A 17,248-nucleotide genomic window follows, 5' to 3' on the forward strand; every position below is an offset into this window, starting at 1 on the left:
TGTAAGAATCAGTCCGTGACAGAATGCGCATCATAGTGGAAGCTATCGAATTGCGCAATTTTTATACAGCCATCATGACTGATTGAAGCGAAAAATCGGTAACAGGTAGCGTTGAGACTGTAAAACAATAGTCTCCAGCGTATCAGCATCCAGTTGACGCCAAAGACGCTGATACCAGATATCATCACCTTCGCCACGTACTATCATGTTGCCTTCATAGGCTTGCAGAAACTTACTGCGCGCTTTTTGCAACGTTGCATCGTCATCTAACATGGCATCATTTGCGGCGTCATAACAGGTTTTTATCCATGCACCGCCGCTTTCGGGCAATACCAGCAATGGTGACGACATGCCTTCCCGATACCCCTCAATGAGTTGCGACAGATACAGCAACGCCTGTTCTGCATCCAGCGGCGGAAAACGCCATTCCCCGTCTTTACGCAGGAATAATCGGCTCTCTCCCGTACCGCCACTCGCACAATAGACAAGATGTTCCAGCCAAAGTTGCACGCCCTGCGCAATGCTGATCAAAGATGGGCGCCAGCGCAACAAACCGTCCTCTTGTACCTGCGGCAACCAACCGGTGATTTGTACGCCGTTACAGTTAAGATCGATTTCCATGCTCTGACAGGGCTGACGACAGGCGATAATACGCTCAGCCAGCGACTGCATCTCCTGACGCTGCGTATCCCACAGAATTTCGCCAAACGGCCCATAGGGTAGCGTGCCCGCCGCACGAAAACGGCGGAACAGTCGTTCAGCGTCGTTCTCTTCAACCAGTGTATTAAGCAATTGCTGATTAAGCTGATAGCGGGTTAATCCTTCAAGGGTGAAAGGCTCCGTGTCCGGGATCTCACTCTCTTCAGAGCGGAAGTTGACCCTCAGACGCATCTGGAAAAAGGCGCGTACCGGATGTGCCCAAAATCGCTGCAGTGTTTCCAGCGTTAGCGTTTCTGGCATTTCAAAAGGAAGAGGCTGCACAAAATCCGTGTGCGCTTTTCCTGACAGGCTCGCCGCAGGTAGCCATTCCCGGGCATAGCTTTGCTGTTCGCCTGGTAGATAGTTTTGCGCATCAAAGGGCATACGGGTATGCAAACGGGTAATGTGCGCTTTTACCCTTGTCTCGCTTTGATCGCAGGTCAACAATTCGTCACCCGGCAGATAATGGCTTTGCCCAATGTAGTCCATCAGTTCTTGCACCAGCACCGACGGGAAGCGCTCGCTGTTATCCTGGATCGAGCGGCCAATGTAGCTGATGTAGAGCGTCTGCTGTGCCGAAATCAATGCTTCGAGGAACAGATAGCGGTCATCATCACGACGGCTGCGATCGCCCCGCATCGGTTTTTGACTCATTAAATCAAAGCCCAGCGGCGCAAGCTGGCGTGGATAAACGCCATCGTTCATACCCAGCAGGCACACCACTTTGAACGGAATGGAGCGCATCGGCATCAGCGTACAAATGTTAACGGGACCCGCCAGGAAGCGCTGGCTGATGCGTTCCTGATCAAGGCGCTGGGCCAGCTCATCACGTAACAGAGAGAGCGGTATAGCATCGCCGTACTCGGCCCCTAAACCTTCGGTGATAATAGCCTGCCACTGCTGTTCAATCAGCGTCATCGCAGCTTCGGTATCCGCGTCCGGCAGGAAGAAATCATTGAGCATTTCCCGACAAACAGGTAGCCACTCTTCCAGCGGTCGTTCCTGCGCTAATCCTCTACGCCAGAGATTAAGCTGCATCAGCAACGAGGCCAGATGCCCTACCAGCTCGGCAATCAAACCGCTGGACTCATCGTAAGGCAATACCGATTGCCACTCGCCCTGCGCGCTTTCCATCGCGTAGCCGAGCAGCATACGCGTTAAACCAAATTGCCAGGTATGCTGACCTGTAGGCGGAAGTTCCAGTTCACGCACGTTATCGTCGTCAATTCCCCAACGAATCCCGGATTCATTGACCCATAAGCGAAGATAGCGCAACCCTTCTTCATCAATGTTGAAACGCGCCGCCAGCACGGGGACATCCAGTAACGCCAGGACATCCTCTGAGACAAAACGGCTATCCGGTAGAGACAGCAGACTAATAAAAGCCTGTAAGACGGGATGAGACTGGCGTGCCCGACGGTCGGAAATCGCATAAGGTAAGTAACGCTCGGCTGGTGCACTGCCAAAGACCGACTGAATGAATGGGCTGTAGCTATCGATGTCCGCCACCATCACGATAATATCGCGCGGCGTCAGCGTTGGGTCCGCTTCCAGCATGGCCAACAGCCGATCATGCAGAATTTCCACCTCGCGCTGTGGGCTATGGCAGACATGGAAAGTCACGCTGGTATCGTTCAGATCAAGCCGGCGTTTATTGTCACTACGGGAATATTCTTCCAGCGTGACGCCCGCCACGGCATGACTTTCGAGTTCCAGAATATCCGATTGAATATTATGCAAAAGGTTGTCAGGCGTAATGTCGACAAACGCATCCAGTTCCTGACTATTTTCCAGCTCCGAAAGCAAATAAATGTAATCACGCCCCAGCTTGCCCCACGAGGCCAGCATCGGGTTGCCCACATCCTGTTCGCCATCGCTGTTAAATAATCCTTCGGCTTTCTGGTTATCACGAAACAGCGGCAGGTGCCGTTCTTCAAAGCTGTGCCGACGCTGACGCGCCATCAGCTTCGCCAGCCAGGCAGGATCTTTAATATCTCCCCAGTAGTAGCGACAAGGGTTGGTAAACAGCAGATGAATATCGATGTGCTTACCCAGCGCTTGCAATGCCTGCAAATAAACCGGCGGCAGCGCCGAAATGCCGCAAATAAAGACGCGAGAAGGCAGTCCCTGCGGGCACTCGGACGCGTTTTCCAACGTCTGAATAAATCGTTGGTATAAATTGGCACGATGCCAACGCGGCTGGCCCAACTCCGCGGTGTATTCCACCAGCGCTTTCCACAACGGTGCCTGCCAGGCCTGAGACTCGCCGAGTCCCTCAACCAGTCGCCCCGCTTCCCACTGGGTCAACCAGTCAGGGCGGTAGACTAAATACTGGTCGAAAAGGTCAGCCGCGCGCGAGGAAAGCTGAAAAAGCTTACGTTTATCGGTGTCGTCCGTCAGATAGTGGCGCAACAATGCAAAGTCATCGCCATCCAGTAATTGCGGCAACAGCGTCATCAACTTCCAGCTCATGCTCTGTTTGTTGAACGCGCTCTCTTTCGGGATATCCGGCAGCACGCGCACAAACATATCCCAGATAAAACTCGCGGGCAGCGGAAAATCGATATTGGCGGCAATACTAAACTTCTGTGCAAGAGTCATTTGTAACCACTGCGCCATACCGGTACTTTGAACCAGGATCATCTCAGGCTCAAAGGGGTCGTCCAGCCGCTCGCGCTCAACGATAAACTCCATTAACGCTTCCAGCACATCCAGACGGTTGGAGTGGTAGACCCTTAACATAGCGACTCCTGACTACTGACGATTCGGGCAATGCAGACGCGTCATCTGACCCTGCCTGCCGAGGGGTGAAGAAATTATGACGTTGATGCTGACACATCCCGCTCTCGTTGTCTGCATTCGGTTAACCCGCCAGTTCACAGGCGATGAAAACTGGTACAGCTGGCTTTGCTGCCAGGCGTGACGCCAGAGTTGTTGATACTGGTTTCTGATAATAAAGCTGTTCATTAGCACCCGCTGGTATCCTGACAACGCGGTCACAATCATGATCATCAGTACCATTGCCAGCATAACTTCCGGCAGACTAAAGCCACGCTGACTGTTCAGGGGATCTGGCATAACGTCTGCTCCTTAAGCGGACAAAAATCGCTCCAGCCATGCGCCGAGAATTCTATGTTGCCATCAATAACCGCCCCCTGACGCCATAAAAATACTCCTTCATAGTGGGCGATTAGCAGCACGAAATTATTGGTAAGCAGGCGCAGGCAAACCGCGGCATTCTGCGTGGGATCGCGCCGACACTGTACGACGGGTTGTAAGCGCCAGGGTTGTATACGCCCCCATTCCATCGCGGATTGCACTACCGCCTGACGCTGCAGCGCCTGACTTTGTGTGACCACACGCGCAGCAAAACTAGCCTCCTGTCTGCTAACGCCTTGCAGCAGCAGACTACCGAGCACCAGCAGCAACAGGACCATTGCCAGAGAGGATACGCCTCGCTCACGGTTCACAGGTTGAATCCCGTAACGCTGTAGACTGCTTCAACAACTTTTTGTGGTTCGTCATTGCTCACTCCACGCAAACGCAGCGTAAGAAGCGGGGAATATCCGCTAAAATTCAGCCGTTCAACCTGGAATGCCTCAATCTGGATGGTAGTCTGATCGGTCATTTTCTCCCATCCTTTTCCAGTACAGCCGGTGGCTCCACGCAGGGTTTCCAATACCTTGTCCTGTAAACGAAACCCGATAGCATCAGCCTCTTTCGCGGAACTGCTCTCCCAAACGCCGTTGCCGTTGGCATCCCAGCGTGCAATGACACAGTCCCCCTTAGCCGATATCACCAGTCCCTCTCCGACACAGTTTCCTCGGCAATATCCCGCCCGTTGAAGATGCTTCGCCACGGTGTAGGCCCGCTGCCATATTTCATCTTCCAGCGCTAACTGGCGCGTGTTACGCAGAATCTCTCGCTGTAGCGCCGGTAAAAATCGTGCTGAGCTAAGTAATAAAATACTGCTAATCGCCATGGCAATGAGCACCTCCAGCAGTGAAAATCCCCGTTCGTTTACTGACATAATCTGGCCTCATCGCGCTCACAAAGCCTGATTCGCCCCCAGCCAGACACCACCACGCGCCATTCCCCTGCCGCATTTTTCAGGCGTATATGTCCGGCCCATGCCGTATTGCGCAGTCCAAAAAAAGCCAGTGAAGGCGTGATATCTGCCATTTCGACATCAGCCCAGAGTGGCGCAAATATCAACGGTGAAACAGGCTGACACGAAGCTTGTGATGTCGCTGAGCTTGCCAGACACCATGTCCCCCCTTCGCGGAGCACGTTGATGACGTGATCACGATTGCGCCAGTTAGCATCTTCACGCAGTTGCAGCAGGTAGTCCCGCACCTGGCAGGCGGTCTGCCACAGCTGCTGTTGCTGCTGCCAGCGCTGCCAACCATACAGCCCAGATGCACCAAGCGCCGCGACGATCAGCATCGCAATCAGGGTTTCGAGAAGCGTGTAACCTTGTTGTTTTTTCATGTCGCCAGTATGGCGTGAGGAAAATGAATAACGAGCGGGAAATTCGGTTTCTACGGCGAGCTACGGGAAATATTTGTCGCGTTGCAGACCGTTGCACTATTTCAGGAATATTCGCCGAAGAACATGATTTTAGACAAAAAAAACCGACGCTCACGGGCGTCGGTTGTGTCAGCATGAAGCTGGTTAGATAGCCACCGGCGCTTTAATACCCGGGTGCGGATCGTAGCCTTCAATTTCGAAGTCTTCGAAGCGATAGTCAAAGATAGATTCAGGCTTACGTTTGATAACCAGTTTCGGCAACGCGCGAGGTTCACGGCTAAGCTGCAGATGCGTTTGATCCATATGATTGCTGTACAGGTGCGTGTCGCCACCGGTCCAGACAAAATCACCCACTTCCAGATCACACTGCTGCGCCATCATGTGTACCAGCAAAGCGTAGCTGGCAATGTTAAACGGCAGGCCGAGGAACACATCGCACGAACGCTGATACAGCTGACAGGAGAGCTTGCCATCCGCGACGTAAAACTGGAAGAACGCATGGCACGGTGCCAGCGCCATTTTATCCAGCTCGCCGACGTTCCATGCAGAAACGATAATGCGGCGAGAGTCCGGGTCATTTTTAAGCTGGTTTAACACGGTGGTGATCTGGTCAATATGGCGACCATCTGGCGTAGGCCACGCGCGCCACTGTTTACCATAAACCGGGCCTAAATTACCGTTTTCATCCGCCCATTCGTCCCAGATTGAGACGTTGTTTTCATGCAGGTAGGCAACGTTAGTGTCGCCCTGCAAAAACCACAGCAGCTCATGAATGATCGAGCGTAAATGGCAGCGTTTCGTCGTAACCAGCGGGAACCCTTCCTGCAGATTAAAACGCATCTGATGACCAAAAATGGAAAGCGTTCCGGTTCCGGTACGGTCGTTTTTCTGTGTGCCTTCATCCAGCACTTTTTGCATCAGTTCTAAATACTGTTTCATGGTTCCTCAGGAAACGTGTTGCTGTGGGCTGCGGCGGTACGCCCAAACCATCATAATAATGCCTGCGACAATCATCGGGATAGAGAGGATCTGCCCCATGCTGATGTACTGTACCCAGGTGCCAGTAAACTGCGCATCCGGCTGGCGGAAGAATTCAACGATAATACGAAACGCGCCATAACCAATCAGGAACAGACCGGATACCGAGCCCATTGGACGCGGCTTACGAATGTACAGGTTGAGAATGATAAACAGCACAACACCCTCGAGCGCCATCTCATAAAGCTGTGAGGCGTGGCGCGGCAGCGAGCCGTAGGTATCAAAAATAGACTGCCATTGCGGGTTAGATTGCAGCAGTAAAATATCTTCGGTACGGGAGCCCGGGAACAGCATGGCGTACTTGAAGTTCGGGTCAACGCGTCCCCACAGCTCACCATTGATAAAGTTACCCAGACGCCCTGCACCCAGACCAAACGGAATCAGCGGGGCAATGAAATCAGAAACCTGGAAGAACGAACGTTTGGTGCGTTTGGCGAAGATAATCATCACCAGGATCACACCGATAAGTCCACCGTGGAAGGACATACCGCCGTCCCAGACGCGGAACAGATACAGGGGATTATCGAGGAACAACTCGAAGTTATAGAACAGTACGTAACCAATACGCCCACCGAGGAAAACCCCGAGGAAGCCCGCATACAGTAAGTTTTCTACTTCATTTTTGGTCCAGCCACTGCCCGGGCGATTCGCGCGGCGCGTCGCCAGCCACATCGCAAAAATAAACCCCACCAAATACATTAAGCCGTACCAGTGAAGCGCGACGGGTCCGATTGAGAAAATGACCGGATCGAAATCCGGAAAATGCAGATAGCTACTGGTCATCTGTCACCACAAGTTCTTGTTATTTCGCTGAAGTCAGACAGCAATTGATAAGCGCGCCTGCATAATGCAGGCGCTCCAAAGGTGCGAATGATAGCACAAGGGGTTAGAAGCGGATGCCGGGAAGATGTAAAAGATCTGTATAAGTAATCTTTACCCCGTAATGCCTGATGACACTACGCTTATCAGGCCTACAATCCCCCGCGGATCAACCCCCCCATGCCGCGGCGCTCCATAAAGGCCGCTACCTGATGGCGTACCTCTGCTGCCATCTGCGCTTCCAGGCTGCGCTGCGCCAGCGTTTGCGCCTCATCAAAATCGATATGACGCAGCAGATATTTAACGCGAGCGACAGAACGACCGTTCATCGACAAATGACGGAAACCCAGGCCGATCAGAATAGCCACGCACATCGGGTCGCCCGCCATTTCACCGCACAGGCGTAAATCGATACCGCTTCTTTCGGCTTCCTGCGCAATCATCGCCAGCGCACGTAACATCCCCGGATGCAGACTGTCATAAATGCTGGCTACCCGTGTGTTGTTACGATCGACGGCCAGTATGTACTGGGTAAGATCGTTGGTTCCGACCGAGATAAAGTCAATCCGGTTTGTCAGATGCGGCAGCATGAACACCATCGACGGAACTTCCAGCATGATGCCAATGCGCGGTTTCGGGATCTCGTAACCGATCATCTCCTCCACTTCGCGTCCGGCGCGTTCAATCAAACGTCGCGCTTCGTCCACTTCATCAATGCTGGTTACCATCGGCAGCAAAATGCTGAGGTTGCCGGTTGCCGCGTTGGCACGCAGCATGGCGCGAACCTGGATCAAAAAGATCTCTGGTTGATCGAGCGTTATGCGGATCCCTCGCCAGCCAAGGCACGGGTTCTCTTCACTGATCGGCATGTAGGGCAGCTGTTTATCGGCACCGACATCCAGCGTACGTAGGGTCACCGGCTTGTCGTTAAACATTTGCAGCATGCCCTGATACTGCGCAACCTGTTCTTCTTCCGAAGGAAAACCGCTTTGCAGCATGAACGGGATTTCGGTGCGATACAGGCCAATACCGTCGATCCTGCTACCCAGCTTTTCTTCATGTTCCGGGCTGAGACCCGCATTGAGCATCACCTTCACGCGCTCGCCGCTTTTCAACTGTGCTGGCTGGTTGACGTCGTCTTCCGCCAGGCGGCTCAGCTCAATTTCTTCACTGATAAGACGCTGGTATTCCTGAATCAATACCGGTTCCGGATCGACCAGCAGTTCACCGCGATAACCGTCCACCACCAGCGTGCGACGATGCAGCACCGACGGCTGGATATCGGCCCCCATAACGGTAGGGATACCCAGCGCACGAACCATAATTGCCGCATGAGAGTTGGCTGCGCCGTCCCGGACAACCACGCCGACTAACCGGTCCTGAGGAAGCTCCGCCAGCGTGGTCGCCGAAAGTTCATCCGCCACCAGTACGAAACGTTCCGGCCAGGCATTCGGCCCCTGGATAGAGTCGTCAAGGTGGAACAGCAGACGCTGGCCGAGCGCGCGTAAATCTCCGGCCCGCTCTTTGAGGTAGTTATCGCTCAGCGCGGCAAATTGTTCGGCAAACTTTTCAATGATCGTTTTAACCGCCCACTCGGCCACTGAACCGTTATCCACTTCCGCAAACAGCTCGCGGCGCAGACGGGTATCGGAAAGCAAGTGCGAGTAAAGATCAAAGATCGCCGCCGTTTCTTTCTGCGCCCCAGCGGTAAAACGCTTGCTGTAGCGGCGGAATTCGTTCGCCGCCTCTTCCAACGCACCGGTCAGTCGCTCGCGCTCAAGCACCGGATCCAGCGTTGAAGCCTGATAGACCTGCTCCATCAGCGGCAGCGTCGCATCCTGCCAGCCTTCAGCTATTGCCACGCCGGGGGCGGCAGGCAATGCACGGATGCGCGTTTGCCGGTATTGACCGAACAGCGCGTTTAGTTGCGACTGCGAAAGTATGGCCGCCATTTGCGTGGCGAGCGTGACGAGGAAAGACTCTTCACTTTCATCGTACTGACGCAGTTCACGCTGCTGCACCACCAGCACACCTAAAAGCTGGCGACGCTGAATGATCGGTACGCCTAAGAATGCACGAAAACGCTCTTCTTTTACCGAAGGTATGTATTTAAAGCTGGGATGTTTTTGCGCATCGGCGAGGTTGATAGGTTCCGCCAGCCTGCCAACCAGGCCAACGATACCTTCATCAAACGCGAGTGCGACAGTGCGACCACGTGGTTTTTTCAGTCCCCGGGTCGCCATGAGGTAATAACAACGTCGATCGTGATCGGCCAGATAAACCGAACAGACCTCTGTATCCATCGCAAGACAGATGTCGGTAACCAGTATATTGAGCGCTTCATTCAGACGCGGAGCACTGGCCACCTTTTCGACTATTTCGCGCAGGCGGGTGAGCATAATTTGCGTAGCTTAACCTCTTTTACGTCTGTACGCAGGTGTGCTTTGCGGCTTAGGAGTGCTCTCCTGAAGCGCCATGACAACACTTGCGAATTCTTTCATCACCCTGCGATAGACATCGCGTTTAAATGACACCACCTGTCGAACCGGATACCAGTAACTCACCCAGCGCCAGCCGTCGAACTCAGGTGTACTGCTGGTTTGCATATTGATTTCAGCATCGCTGCTGACCAATTGCAGAAGAAACCACTTTTGTTTCTGGCCGATACAAACCGGCTTCGTGTCCCAACGCACCAAACGTTTCGGTAACTTGTAACGCAACCAGTTACGAGTAGAAGCAAGGATCCGTACATCTTTACGACTGAGACCCACTTCTTCAAAGAGTTCCCGGTACATCGCCTGCTCTGCTGTCTCTCCTGCGTTGATCCCACCTTGTGGAAATTGCCAGGAGTGCTGACCAAATCGCCGGGCCCACATGACCTGCCCCTGGCGGTTACAAATTACTATCCCTACATTCGGGCGGTAGCCATCGTCATCAATCACCGGACTACCTCAACATAAACCTTATATACAAACGATTGTTTCACACTCCTGAGGGGCGGTAAACCACTCTGTTAAGGGTGCGATATTCTAATAACAATTGAATAACTCACAGTTAAAGGCCGAGTTATAAACAGAAGAAGGGCAAGCAAGGCGATTTTATTCACCTTTTCTGTGGATATAGTTGTGAAGAAGTACGGAATTACTATGGGAAAACCCAGAACAGTCCGAATAAGACATTCGTCACAGAGTAAAAATAGTCTTATACATTCATAAAGTTAAAACTGATCCACGCAGATAAACACACAGAAATGTGATGTACATCACTCATACGATCTTCACGCTGATGAAAGATCGACCAGCGTCGGTTTTATCCACAGATTATGCCAATAAGTTAGGCACAATTTGTGTGAAAATTCGATTTTCGTCGCACGTCAAGGCTGTAAATTGAAACAGTAGTGGGGGTTTTTCACAGTTATCCCATCTTTCTGTGGATAACATGGTGTAAGATCCTGTTCATTGTCAGTGACCAGAATTGGAAAACCCGCTTCGCTGTTGCGCAACTCTGCAAACGTGAATCTAAAAACCAATATAAATCATATAATTGAATAAAGCATGTGGAAAAAGATAAACTCTGTCCACACGGTATAAAATCATTGCTTATTTTTTCACCTAAGGGTTAACCCGATGCCAGAACTCCGTCCGTTGCTTTCTCCCCCTGAATCTGAAGCCCAGTTGCTGAGCCAGGCACGACAGCTTTCGGGCTACGCGTTAGGAGAATTAGCGGCAATGGCGGGAATCGTTACGCCGAAGGATCTTAAGCGCGATAAAGGCTGGATTGGCGTGCTACTGGAAATCTGGCTCGGTGCCAGCGCGGGCAGTAAACCAGAGCAGGATTTTGCGGCGCTGGGCGTGGAGCTGAAAACGATCCCTGTGGACAGTCTTGGCAGACCGCTGGAAACCACCTTTGTGTGCGTGGCACCGTTAACCGGCAATACCGGCGTCACCTGGGAAACCAGCCATGTACGGCACAAACTCAAACGCGTTCTGTGGATCCCGGTAGAAGGCGAACGCAGCATCCCGCTGGCTGAGCGCCGCGTCGGCTCTCCCCTGCTGTGGAGCCCGAATGAAGAAGAGGACCAGCAATTGCGTCTGGACTGGGAAGAATTAATGGACATGATTGTGTTAGGTCATGTCGAACGCATCACCGCTCGCCATGGGGAAGTACTGCAACTGCGTCCTAAAGCCGCTAACGCCCGCGCGCTTACCGAGGCCATTGGCGCCAACGGCGAGCCCATCCTGACCCTGCCACGCGGCTTTTACCTGAAAAAGAACTTCACCCGCGCATTGCTTGAGCGACATTTCTTGTTCCAGGCGCAATAGGCACCGCCCGGCCTTTCACCCGCCGCGTTACGGGCCTATAATTACCGCTTCTTTTTTTTGGCAGGACTTTGTTCGATGTTATTTGCATGGATAACCGATCCTAACGCCTGGCTTGCGCTCGGTACGCTGACGCTGCTGGAGATCGTTCTTGGGATCGACAATATTATTTTCCTTTCTCTGGTTGTAGCCAAACTCCCGACAGCGCAACGCAATCATGCCCGACGTATTGGGCTGGCGGCGGCGATGATCATGCGTCTGGCTCTGCTGGCTTCTATCGCCTGGGTAACGCGCCTGACAAACCCGCTATTCGAGTTGTTTGGCGAGGCGATATCAGCACGCGACCTGATCCTTCTGCTGGGGGGATTGTTCCTGATCTGGAAAGCCAGCAAGGAGATCCACGAATCCATTGAAGGTGAGGAAGAGGGGTTAAAAACCCGCGTATCTTCTTTCCTGGGCGCGATTGTGCAGATCATGTTGTTAGACATTATCTTCAGTCTGGATTCCGTGATTACTGCGGTTGGTTTGTCCGATCATCTGTTTATCATGATGGCGGCAGTAGTGATTGCCGTAGGCGTGATGATGTTTGCTGCTCGCCCAATTGGTGAGTTTGTCGATCGCCACCCTTCAGTAAAAATGCTGGCGCTCTCGTTCCTGATTCTGGTCGGTTTTACGCTGATTCTGGAAAGTTTCGACGTCCACGTTCCGAAAGGATATATCTATTTCGCCATGTTCTTCTCTATCGCGGTAGAGACCCTGAACCTGTGGCGTAATAAAAAAAATCCGCTCTGATGAAATCCATCGCTCCCTGCAAGGGGAGCGAATGCCCACCACACCTACCCCTTCTCACAGTTTAAGATTTTACTGCTTTCACCCTGCACAACTTCGCGTTATTACTAAACTATTGTCAGACGCAGGCCATGTGAGGATAAGCAGATGAAAAAATGGGCAGTTTTGATTTCCGCCGTAGGACTGGCTTTTGCCGTTTCCGGATGCAGCAGCGATTATGTAATGGCGACAAAAGATGGTCGAATGATCCTGACCGATGGAAAACCAGAAATTGACGATGATACCGGTCTGGTTAGCTATCACGACCAGCAGGGCAATGCGATGCAGATTAACCGCGATGATGTGTCCCAAATCATTGAACGCTGATGGTTGAGGTCAGCAGCGCGCTGGCCTTAACAATTTTACTTCCCTTTTTCGCTTCCCTCAGCCATTTTTATAATCCTTATGTCGTGATTATAAAAAGGAAACGGCTATGCAATATCACCGTATACCCCACAGCTCGCTGGAAGTCAGTACACTGGGGCTGGGCACAATGACGTTTGGTGAACAAAACAGCGAAGCCGACGCACATGCACAGCTCGATTATGCCGTAGCACAGGGCATTAATTTGATCGACGTTGCCGAGATGTATCCGGTACCGCCGCGTCCTGAAACCCAGGGTCTCACCGAAACCTACGTAGGTAACTGGCTCGCCAAACACGGCAGCCGCGAAAAGCTGATCGTCGCTTCTAAGGTCAGCGGACCATCACGCAACAACGACAGCGGCATCCGCCCGAATCAGGCGCTGGATCGAAAAAATATCCGTGAAGCGCTGCACGACAGCCTGAAAAGACTGCAAACCGATTACCTGGATCTGTATCAGGTTCACTGGCCGCAGCGCCCGACCAACTGCTTTGGTAAGTTAGGCTACAGCTGGACAGACTCCGCGCCGGTCGTTTCCCTATTGGACACGCTGGACGCATTGGCAGAGTTTCAGCGCGCCGGGAAAATTCGCTACATCGGCGTTTCTAATGAAACCGCATTTGGCGTGATGCGCTATCTGCACCTGGCGGACAAACACGATCTGCCACGCATCGCCACCATCCAGAACCCCTACAGCCTGCTGAACCGCAGCTTTGAGGTTGGACTGGCAGAAGTGAGCCAGTATGAAGGCGTTGAGCTGCTGGCCTACTCTTGCCTGGGCTTCGGTACATTAACCGGGAAATACCTGAACGGCGCGAAACCTGCCGGTGCACGCAATACGCTGTTTAGCCGTTTCACGCGCTACAGCGGCGAGCAGACGCAGAAAGCCGTTGCGGCCTATGTGGATATCGCGAAACGCCATAATCTGGATCCTGCGCAAATGGCGCTGGCATTCGTGCGTCGTCAGCCGTTTGTCGCCAGCACTTTGCTGGGCGCCACGACCATGGAGCAGCTAAAAACCAACGTTGAAAGTCTGCATCTGGAGTTGAGCGAGGAAGTGCTGGCAGAGATTGAAGCGGTGCATCAGGTGTATACCTATCCTGCACCTTAACAGTTAGCGCCTGATGGCGCTGCGCTTATCAGGCCTACAGACAGCGTTCCCTGTAGGCCTGGTTGCAACAGCATATAACAGACTAATGGCGGCGCTGCCAAATCCACAGCGCCGCAATCGCCAGCGCAAACAGCGCACCGAACCCAATACCAATCGCTACCGCCGGAATCCCCACCAGCACCGCCAGTGAGTAAATACCCAACATCAACAGCATCGCGCTGTTTTCACCCAGGTTTTGCACCGCAATCGCATTACCTGCGCCGACGCTTTTCTTACCCCGTTCCTGCAGCAACGCATTCAGCGGCACCACAAAGAACCCACCACACACGCCGATAAGCATCAGCAATGCGTAGGCCGGAAGCAGCGAATGTTGAAGAGAAAAAATCAGCACCACGACGCCAATCAGGATCCCCGCAGGCATACAGCGCGACACGGTTTCCAGCGTCACTAGCTTCGCAGCCGCCCCCGCGCCGACGACAATCCCGATCGCGACCATGGCATTGAGATAGGTCGGCGTGGCGTTATCGGTGATGCCGAGCGCCACCGGAACCCACAGTACCAGCAGAAAACGCAGCGTAACGCCCGCCCCCCAAAAAAGGCTGGTTCCCACCAACGAGAAGCGTGTTTCACCGTTGCGCCACAGCGAAGAGGCGGCACAGAAGAAACTGCGCGTCATTTTCCCCAGATGCCAGGACTGGCCAGGGCGAGCCGCGGCCAGTTTCGGGATATACAGGTTGGCGACCACTGCGCCAGCATAGGCCAGCGCACAGGCAGAAAGCGCGGCAATCACGTGCCAGTCGGCCAGAACGCCGCCGGCGACAGAACCGAGCAAAATCGCGGCAATGGTGGAAGCTTCCATCAGGCCGTTGGCCTTCACCAGTTTGTCGCCGGTGGTTAGTTCACCGAGAATGCCATACTTGGCCGGTGAATACGCCGCCGCGCCAATCCCCACTAGCGTATACCCGAGAAACGGATTAATGCCGAAGCAAATACTTGCCGCACCCAGCAGTTTCAGGGTGTTCGCGAACATCATCACTCTGCCTTTGGCAAAGCTATCCGCCACCTGTCCAACAAACGGCGCAAACAGAATGTAAGCGCCCACAAACACCATTTGCAGGATAGGCTGACTCCAGTCCGGATAAAATTGCTCCTTCAGCAACGCCAGCGTAGCAAACAGCAACGCGTTATCGCCAAACGCCGACAGAAACTGCGCGGCGATAACGGACATCATCCCTTTGGACCAGATTGACGTGTTAGTGTGCACTGACTCACTCATGTTGTTTTTCCGGCTCATCGACCCAGCTTTTCAGCGTAACAAAATCCGGCTTACCGCTGCCGAGTAATGGGAGTTGCTTCAGGTGGCGTATATCACGCGGTACGGCGAGTTCAGGTACGCCGTGCGCCCGCGCATACTGCTGTAGTTTTTCACGCGTGAGTTCGCTATCGGTGGTAAACAGCACCAGCGCCTCACCTTTGCTGGCATCGCTCTTGATCGCCGTGGCATGCATTTTGTCTGCTGATACCGCCAACGCCAGTTGCTCAACCATTTCCAGCGACACCATCTCTCCGGCAATTTTAGCAAAACGCTTAGCGCGCCCCTGAATCTGTACAAAGCCGTTTTCATCAAAGCGCACGATGTCACCGGTGTCATACCAGCCGCGCTCAATCTCACCTTGCGCATTCTCTGCCGTCGGCACTTCTAGCACCCCAGGTTTTTCGACGCGCAAATAGCCGCTCATAATATTAGGGCCTTTCAGCTGTAAACGCCCACCATCCTCAATTCCCGGAACGGCCAACAGTCGAGCATCCATACCAGGCAAGATGCGCCCTACCGTTCCCGATTTTGCCGCCATCGGTACGTTAATCGACACCACCGGCGCACATTCCGTCACCCCATAACCCTCAAGGACGCGCAGACCAAACTTCTCCTGCCACAGTTGCTTTGTGCTGTCCTGCAGTTTTTCCGCTCCCGCAACCACATAGCGCAGGCGATGGAAATCGTATGGATGCGCGAAACGCGCGTAGTTGCCGAGGAACGTTGACGTACCAAACAACACGGTGCAGTTCCGGTCATATACCAGCTCTGGCACAATGCGGTAATGCAGCGGGCTGGGATAAAGAAACACTTCTGCGCCAGTCAGTAGCGGCGTGAATAATCCCACCGTTAGCCCAAAGGAATGGAACAGCGGCAGCGCCGACATAAAGCGGTCATCGGCGGTGAAATCGGCAATCGTTTTAATCTGCTCAACGTTCGCCAGAATGCTTTTATGACTGTGAACCACGCCTTTCGGATGGCCTTCTGAACCGGAGGTAAAGAGGATCACCGCAGCGTCTTCCGGCTGCTGCTTCACCTGCGCCAGATGCGGTGCCAGCAGATGTGAGAAAATCCACAGCTTATCGCTAAAGGTCACATCAGCTTTCAAGTCTTCCAGATACACCCAACGCACCTGGGTGAGCTGTTCCGGTAAATGCCAGAGTTTGCCTTTATCAAGAAACTGTCGGGATGTGAAGATCGTTTTTATTTCAGACGCAGTAATGGCGCTGGTTAATCCTTTCACACCCGCGGTGTAGTTCATCATGGCTGGAATGCGTCGACGCGCAATGGCGCCAAAAATGACCGCCGCGCTGATTCCCGCATTTGGCAGCATCAGGCCGATTCTTTCACCCTCGGTGCTGTATTTTTCCAGAATACGCGCGACAAACAGCGTTTTCGTCAGCAGTTTACGGTAGCTGTCCGGAGTGAAATTAATATCTTCAATGCAGTTTTTGCCTGCGCCAAAACGGTATTTCGCCGCCAGCAGCGACTCGTAGAGGGTCTCGCGCGGACGAACCGCCATGCGTGCTTCCATCATAATTTGATGCAGCATCTCTCCGGCGATTTTACGGCGATCGCGAGCTCGCGGTGCTTCCGGCATCGGCAGTTGTGTCGGCGGTAGGATGTGTAAGCGGATGCGCGGGAAGAATCGCTGTTTAACCAAACCTTTCAGGCGACTAAAGCGGGAAAGCTCCGCGCCTTCGATGCGCACAGGAACCACCGTGGCCCCTGACTTTGCCGCGACAAACCCGGCGCCGTCATAGATTTTCATCAATGAACCGGTGGTCGAAATACGCCCTTCCGGGAAGATAACCACCGGGCGGCCCTGTTCGACCAGACGAACCAGATGTTTAATCGACATCGGTTTGGTTGGATCTAACGGTACGAAATCAATCAGCGGGGTTAGCCAGCGCATATACCATTGCTGGCTGATCGAGGTGTAAACAGCGAAGACGGGACGAATCGGTAAAAAGAGCGCCAACAGGATGCCGTCTATAAATGAGACATGGTTGGGAGTGATTAGAACGCGTTCTCCCTGTAGCGCGCTGACATCGCCCGTGACGCGAACGCGGAAAAGCACGCGAAACAGATTACGAAAAAAGCCAAATAGCATCTCAACTCCCTGTGCCATTAATTATATAAACATCAATGGTGGGAGAGTATACGAGTTGGGGAATAGGCGCGACAGGTAACTGTTAAATACAATTCGAAAAAAAACCTGCGCAT

At 53.1% G+C, this 17,248-nt stretch carries 15 protein-coding genes; 4 read left to right on the forward strand and 11 right to left on the reverse strand.

Annotated elements, in window-relative coordinates; all coding sequences use genetic code 11:
- Positions 1–72: 72 nt before the first annotated feature.
- From recC to rppH, 9 genes are all read right to left on the reverse strand, one after another.
- Positions 73–3,441 (reverse strand): exodeoxyribonuclease V subunit gamma, encoded by a 3,369-nt coding sequence (gene recC, locus SK34_RS07205; protein WP_048232726.1) that lies wholly within the window; start codon positions 3,439–3,441, stop codon positions 73–75.
- Between the two features lie 12 nt (positions 3,442–3,453).
- Positions 3,454–3,777, reverse strand: coding sequence for a prepilin-type N-terminal cleavage/methylation domain-containing protein (locus tag SK34_RS07210; RefSeq protein WP_048232730.1), 324 nt, complete (start codon positions 3,775–3,777; stop codon positions 3,454–3,456).
- Positions 3,762–4,169, reverse strand: a complete 408-nt coding sequence (locus SK34_RS07215) for a DUF2509 family protein (RefSeq protein WP_044713431.1) — start codon at positions 4,167–4,169, stop codon at positions 3,762–3,764. The genes SK34_RS07210 and SK34_RS07215 overlap by 16 nt, the downstream gene beginning before the upstream one ends.
- Positions 4,166–4,729, reverse strand: coding sequence for a prepilin peptidase-dependent protein (locus SK34_RS07220; RefSeq protein WP_032937461.1), 564 nt, complete (start codon positions 4,727–4,729; stop codon positions 4,166–4,168). The genes SK34_RS07215 and SK34_RS07220 overlap by 4 nt, the downstream gene beginning before the upstream one ends.
- A complete protein-coding gene (locus tag SK34_RS07225) occupies positions 4,720–5,190 on the reverse strand; it encodes a prepilin peptidase-dependent protein (RefSeq protein WP_046670338.1) in 471 nt (156 codons plus the stop codon). Before SK34_RS07225 ends, SK34_RS07220 begins: the two co-directional genes overlap by 10 nt.
- A 183-nt stretch (positions 5,191–5,373) precedes the next feature.
- Positions 5,374–6,168: a thymidylate synthase gene (gene thyA, locus SK34_RS07230; RefSeq protein WP_003033990.1), complete on the reverse strand. Its 795-nt coding sequence runs from the start codon at positions 6,166–6,168 to the stop codon at positions 5,374–5,376.
- A gap of 6 nt (positions 6,169–6,174) precedes the next feature.
- Positions 6,175–7,050 (reverse strand): prolipoprotein diacylglyceryl transferase, encoded by an 876-nt coding sequence (gene lgt, locus SK34_RS07235; RefSeq protein ID WP_003033987.1) that lies wholly within the window; start codon positions 7,048–7,050, stop codon positions 6,175–6,177.
- Between the two features lie 188 nt (positions 7,051–7,238).
- Positions 7,239–9,485: a phosphoenolpyruvate--protein phosphotransferase gene (ptsP, locus tag SK34_RS07240; RefSeq protein WP_003033984.1), complete on the reverse strand. Its 2,247-nt coding sequence runs from the start codon at positions 9,483–9,485 to the stop codon at positions 7,239–7,241.
- A 12-nt stretch (positions 9,486–9,497) separates the two neighbouring features.
- Entirely contained in the window at positions 9,498–10,028 is a 531-nt protein-coding gene (rppH, locus tag SK34_RS07245; RefSeq protein WP_003033982.1) for an RNA pyrophosphohydrolase, read from the reverse strand.
- A gap of 684 nt (positions 10,029–10,712) precedes the next feature.
- Between rppH and mutH the strand changes: the two genes are divergently transcribed.
- The 4 genes from mutH (at position 10,713) to SK34_RS07265 (ending at position 13,707) form a co-directional block, all read left to right on the forward strand.
- On the forward strand, positions 10,713–11,408 hold the full coding sequence (gene mutH / locus SK34_RS07250; RefSeq protein WP_003840955.1) for a DNA mismatch repair endonuclease MutH: 696 nt from the start codon (positions 10,713–10,715) through the stop codon (positions 11,406–11,408).
- Positions 11,409–11,483: 75 nt separating this feature from the next.
- Positions 11,484–12,197 (forward strand): TerC family protein, encoded by a 714-nt coding sequence (locus SK34_RS07255; RefSeq protein ID WP_003033961.1) that lies wholly within the window; start codon positions 11,484–11,486, stop codon positions 12,195–12,197.
- Positions 12,198–12,341: 144 nt separating this feature from the next.
- Positions 12,342–12,560 (forward strand): lipoprotein YgdR, encoded by a 219-nt coding sequence (ygdR, locus tag SK34_RS07260; protein WP_000758660.1) that lies wholly within the window; start codon positions 12,342–12,344, stop codon positions 12,558–12,560.
- 106 nt (positions 12,561–12,666) lie between these two features.
- Positions 12,667–13,707 (forward strand): NADP(H)-dependent aldo-keto reductase, encoded by a 1,041-nt coding sequence (locus SK34_RS07265; protein ID WP_003033954.1) that lies wholly within the window; start codon positions 12,667–12,669, stop codon positions 13,705–13,707.
- A gap of 82 nt (positions 13,708–13,789) precedes the next feature.
- On the opposite strand, the gene lplT is transcribed toward SK34_RS07265, so the two are convergent.
- Complete coding sequence (lplT, locus tag SK34_RS07270; RefSeq protein ID WP_016150926.1) at positions 13,790–14,983, reverse strand: lysophospholipid transporter LplT; 1,194 nt, start codon at positions 14,981–14,983, stop codon at positions 13,790–13,792.
- Positions 14,976–17,135: a bifunctional acyl-ACP--phospholipid O-acyltransferase/long-chain-fatty-acid--ACP ligase gene (gene aas, locus SK34_RS07275; RefSeq protein ID WP_003033949.1), complete on the reverse strand. Its 2,160-nt coding sequence runs from the start codon at positions 17,133–17,135 to the stop codon at positions 14,976–14,978. The genes lplT and aas overlap by 8 nt, the downstream gene beginning before the upstream one ends.
- Positions 17,136–17,248 lie beyond the last annotated feature (113 nt).

This window comes from Citrobacter sp. MGH104, assembly GCF_001034485.1.
Lineage (GTDB): Bacteria > Pseudomonadota > Gammaproteobacteria > Enterobacterales > Enterobacteriaceae > Citrobacter > Citrobacter freundii.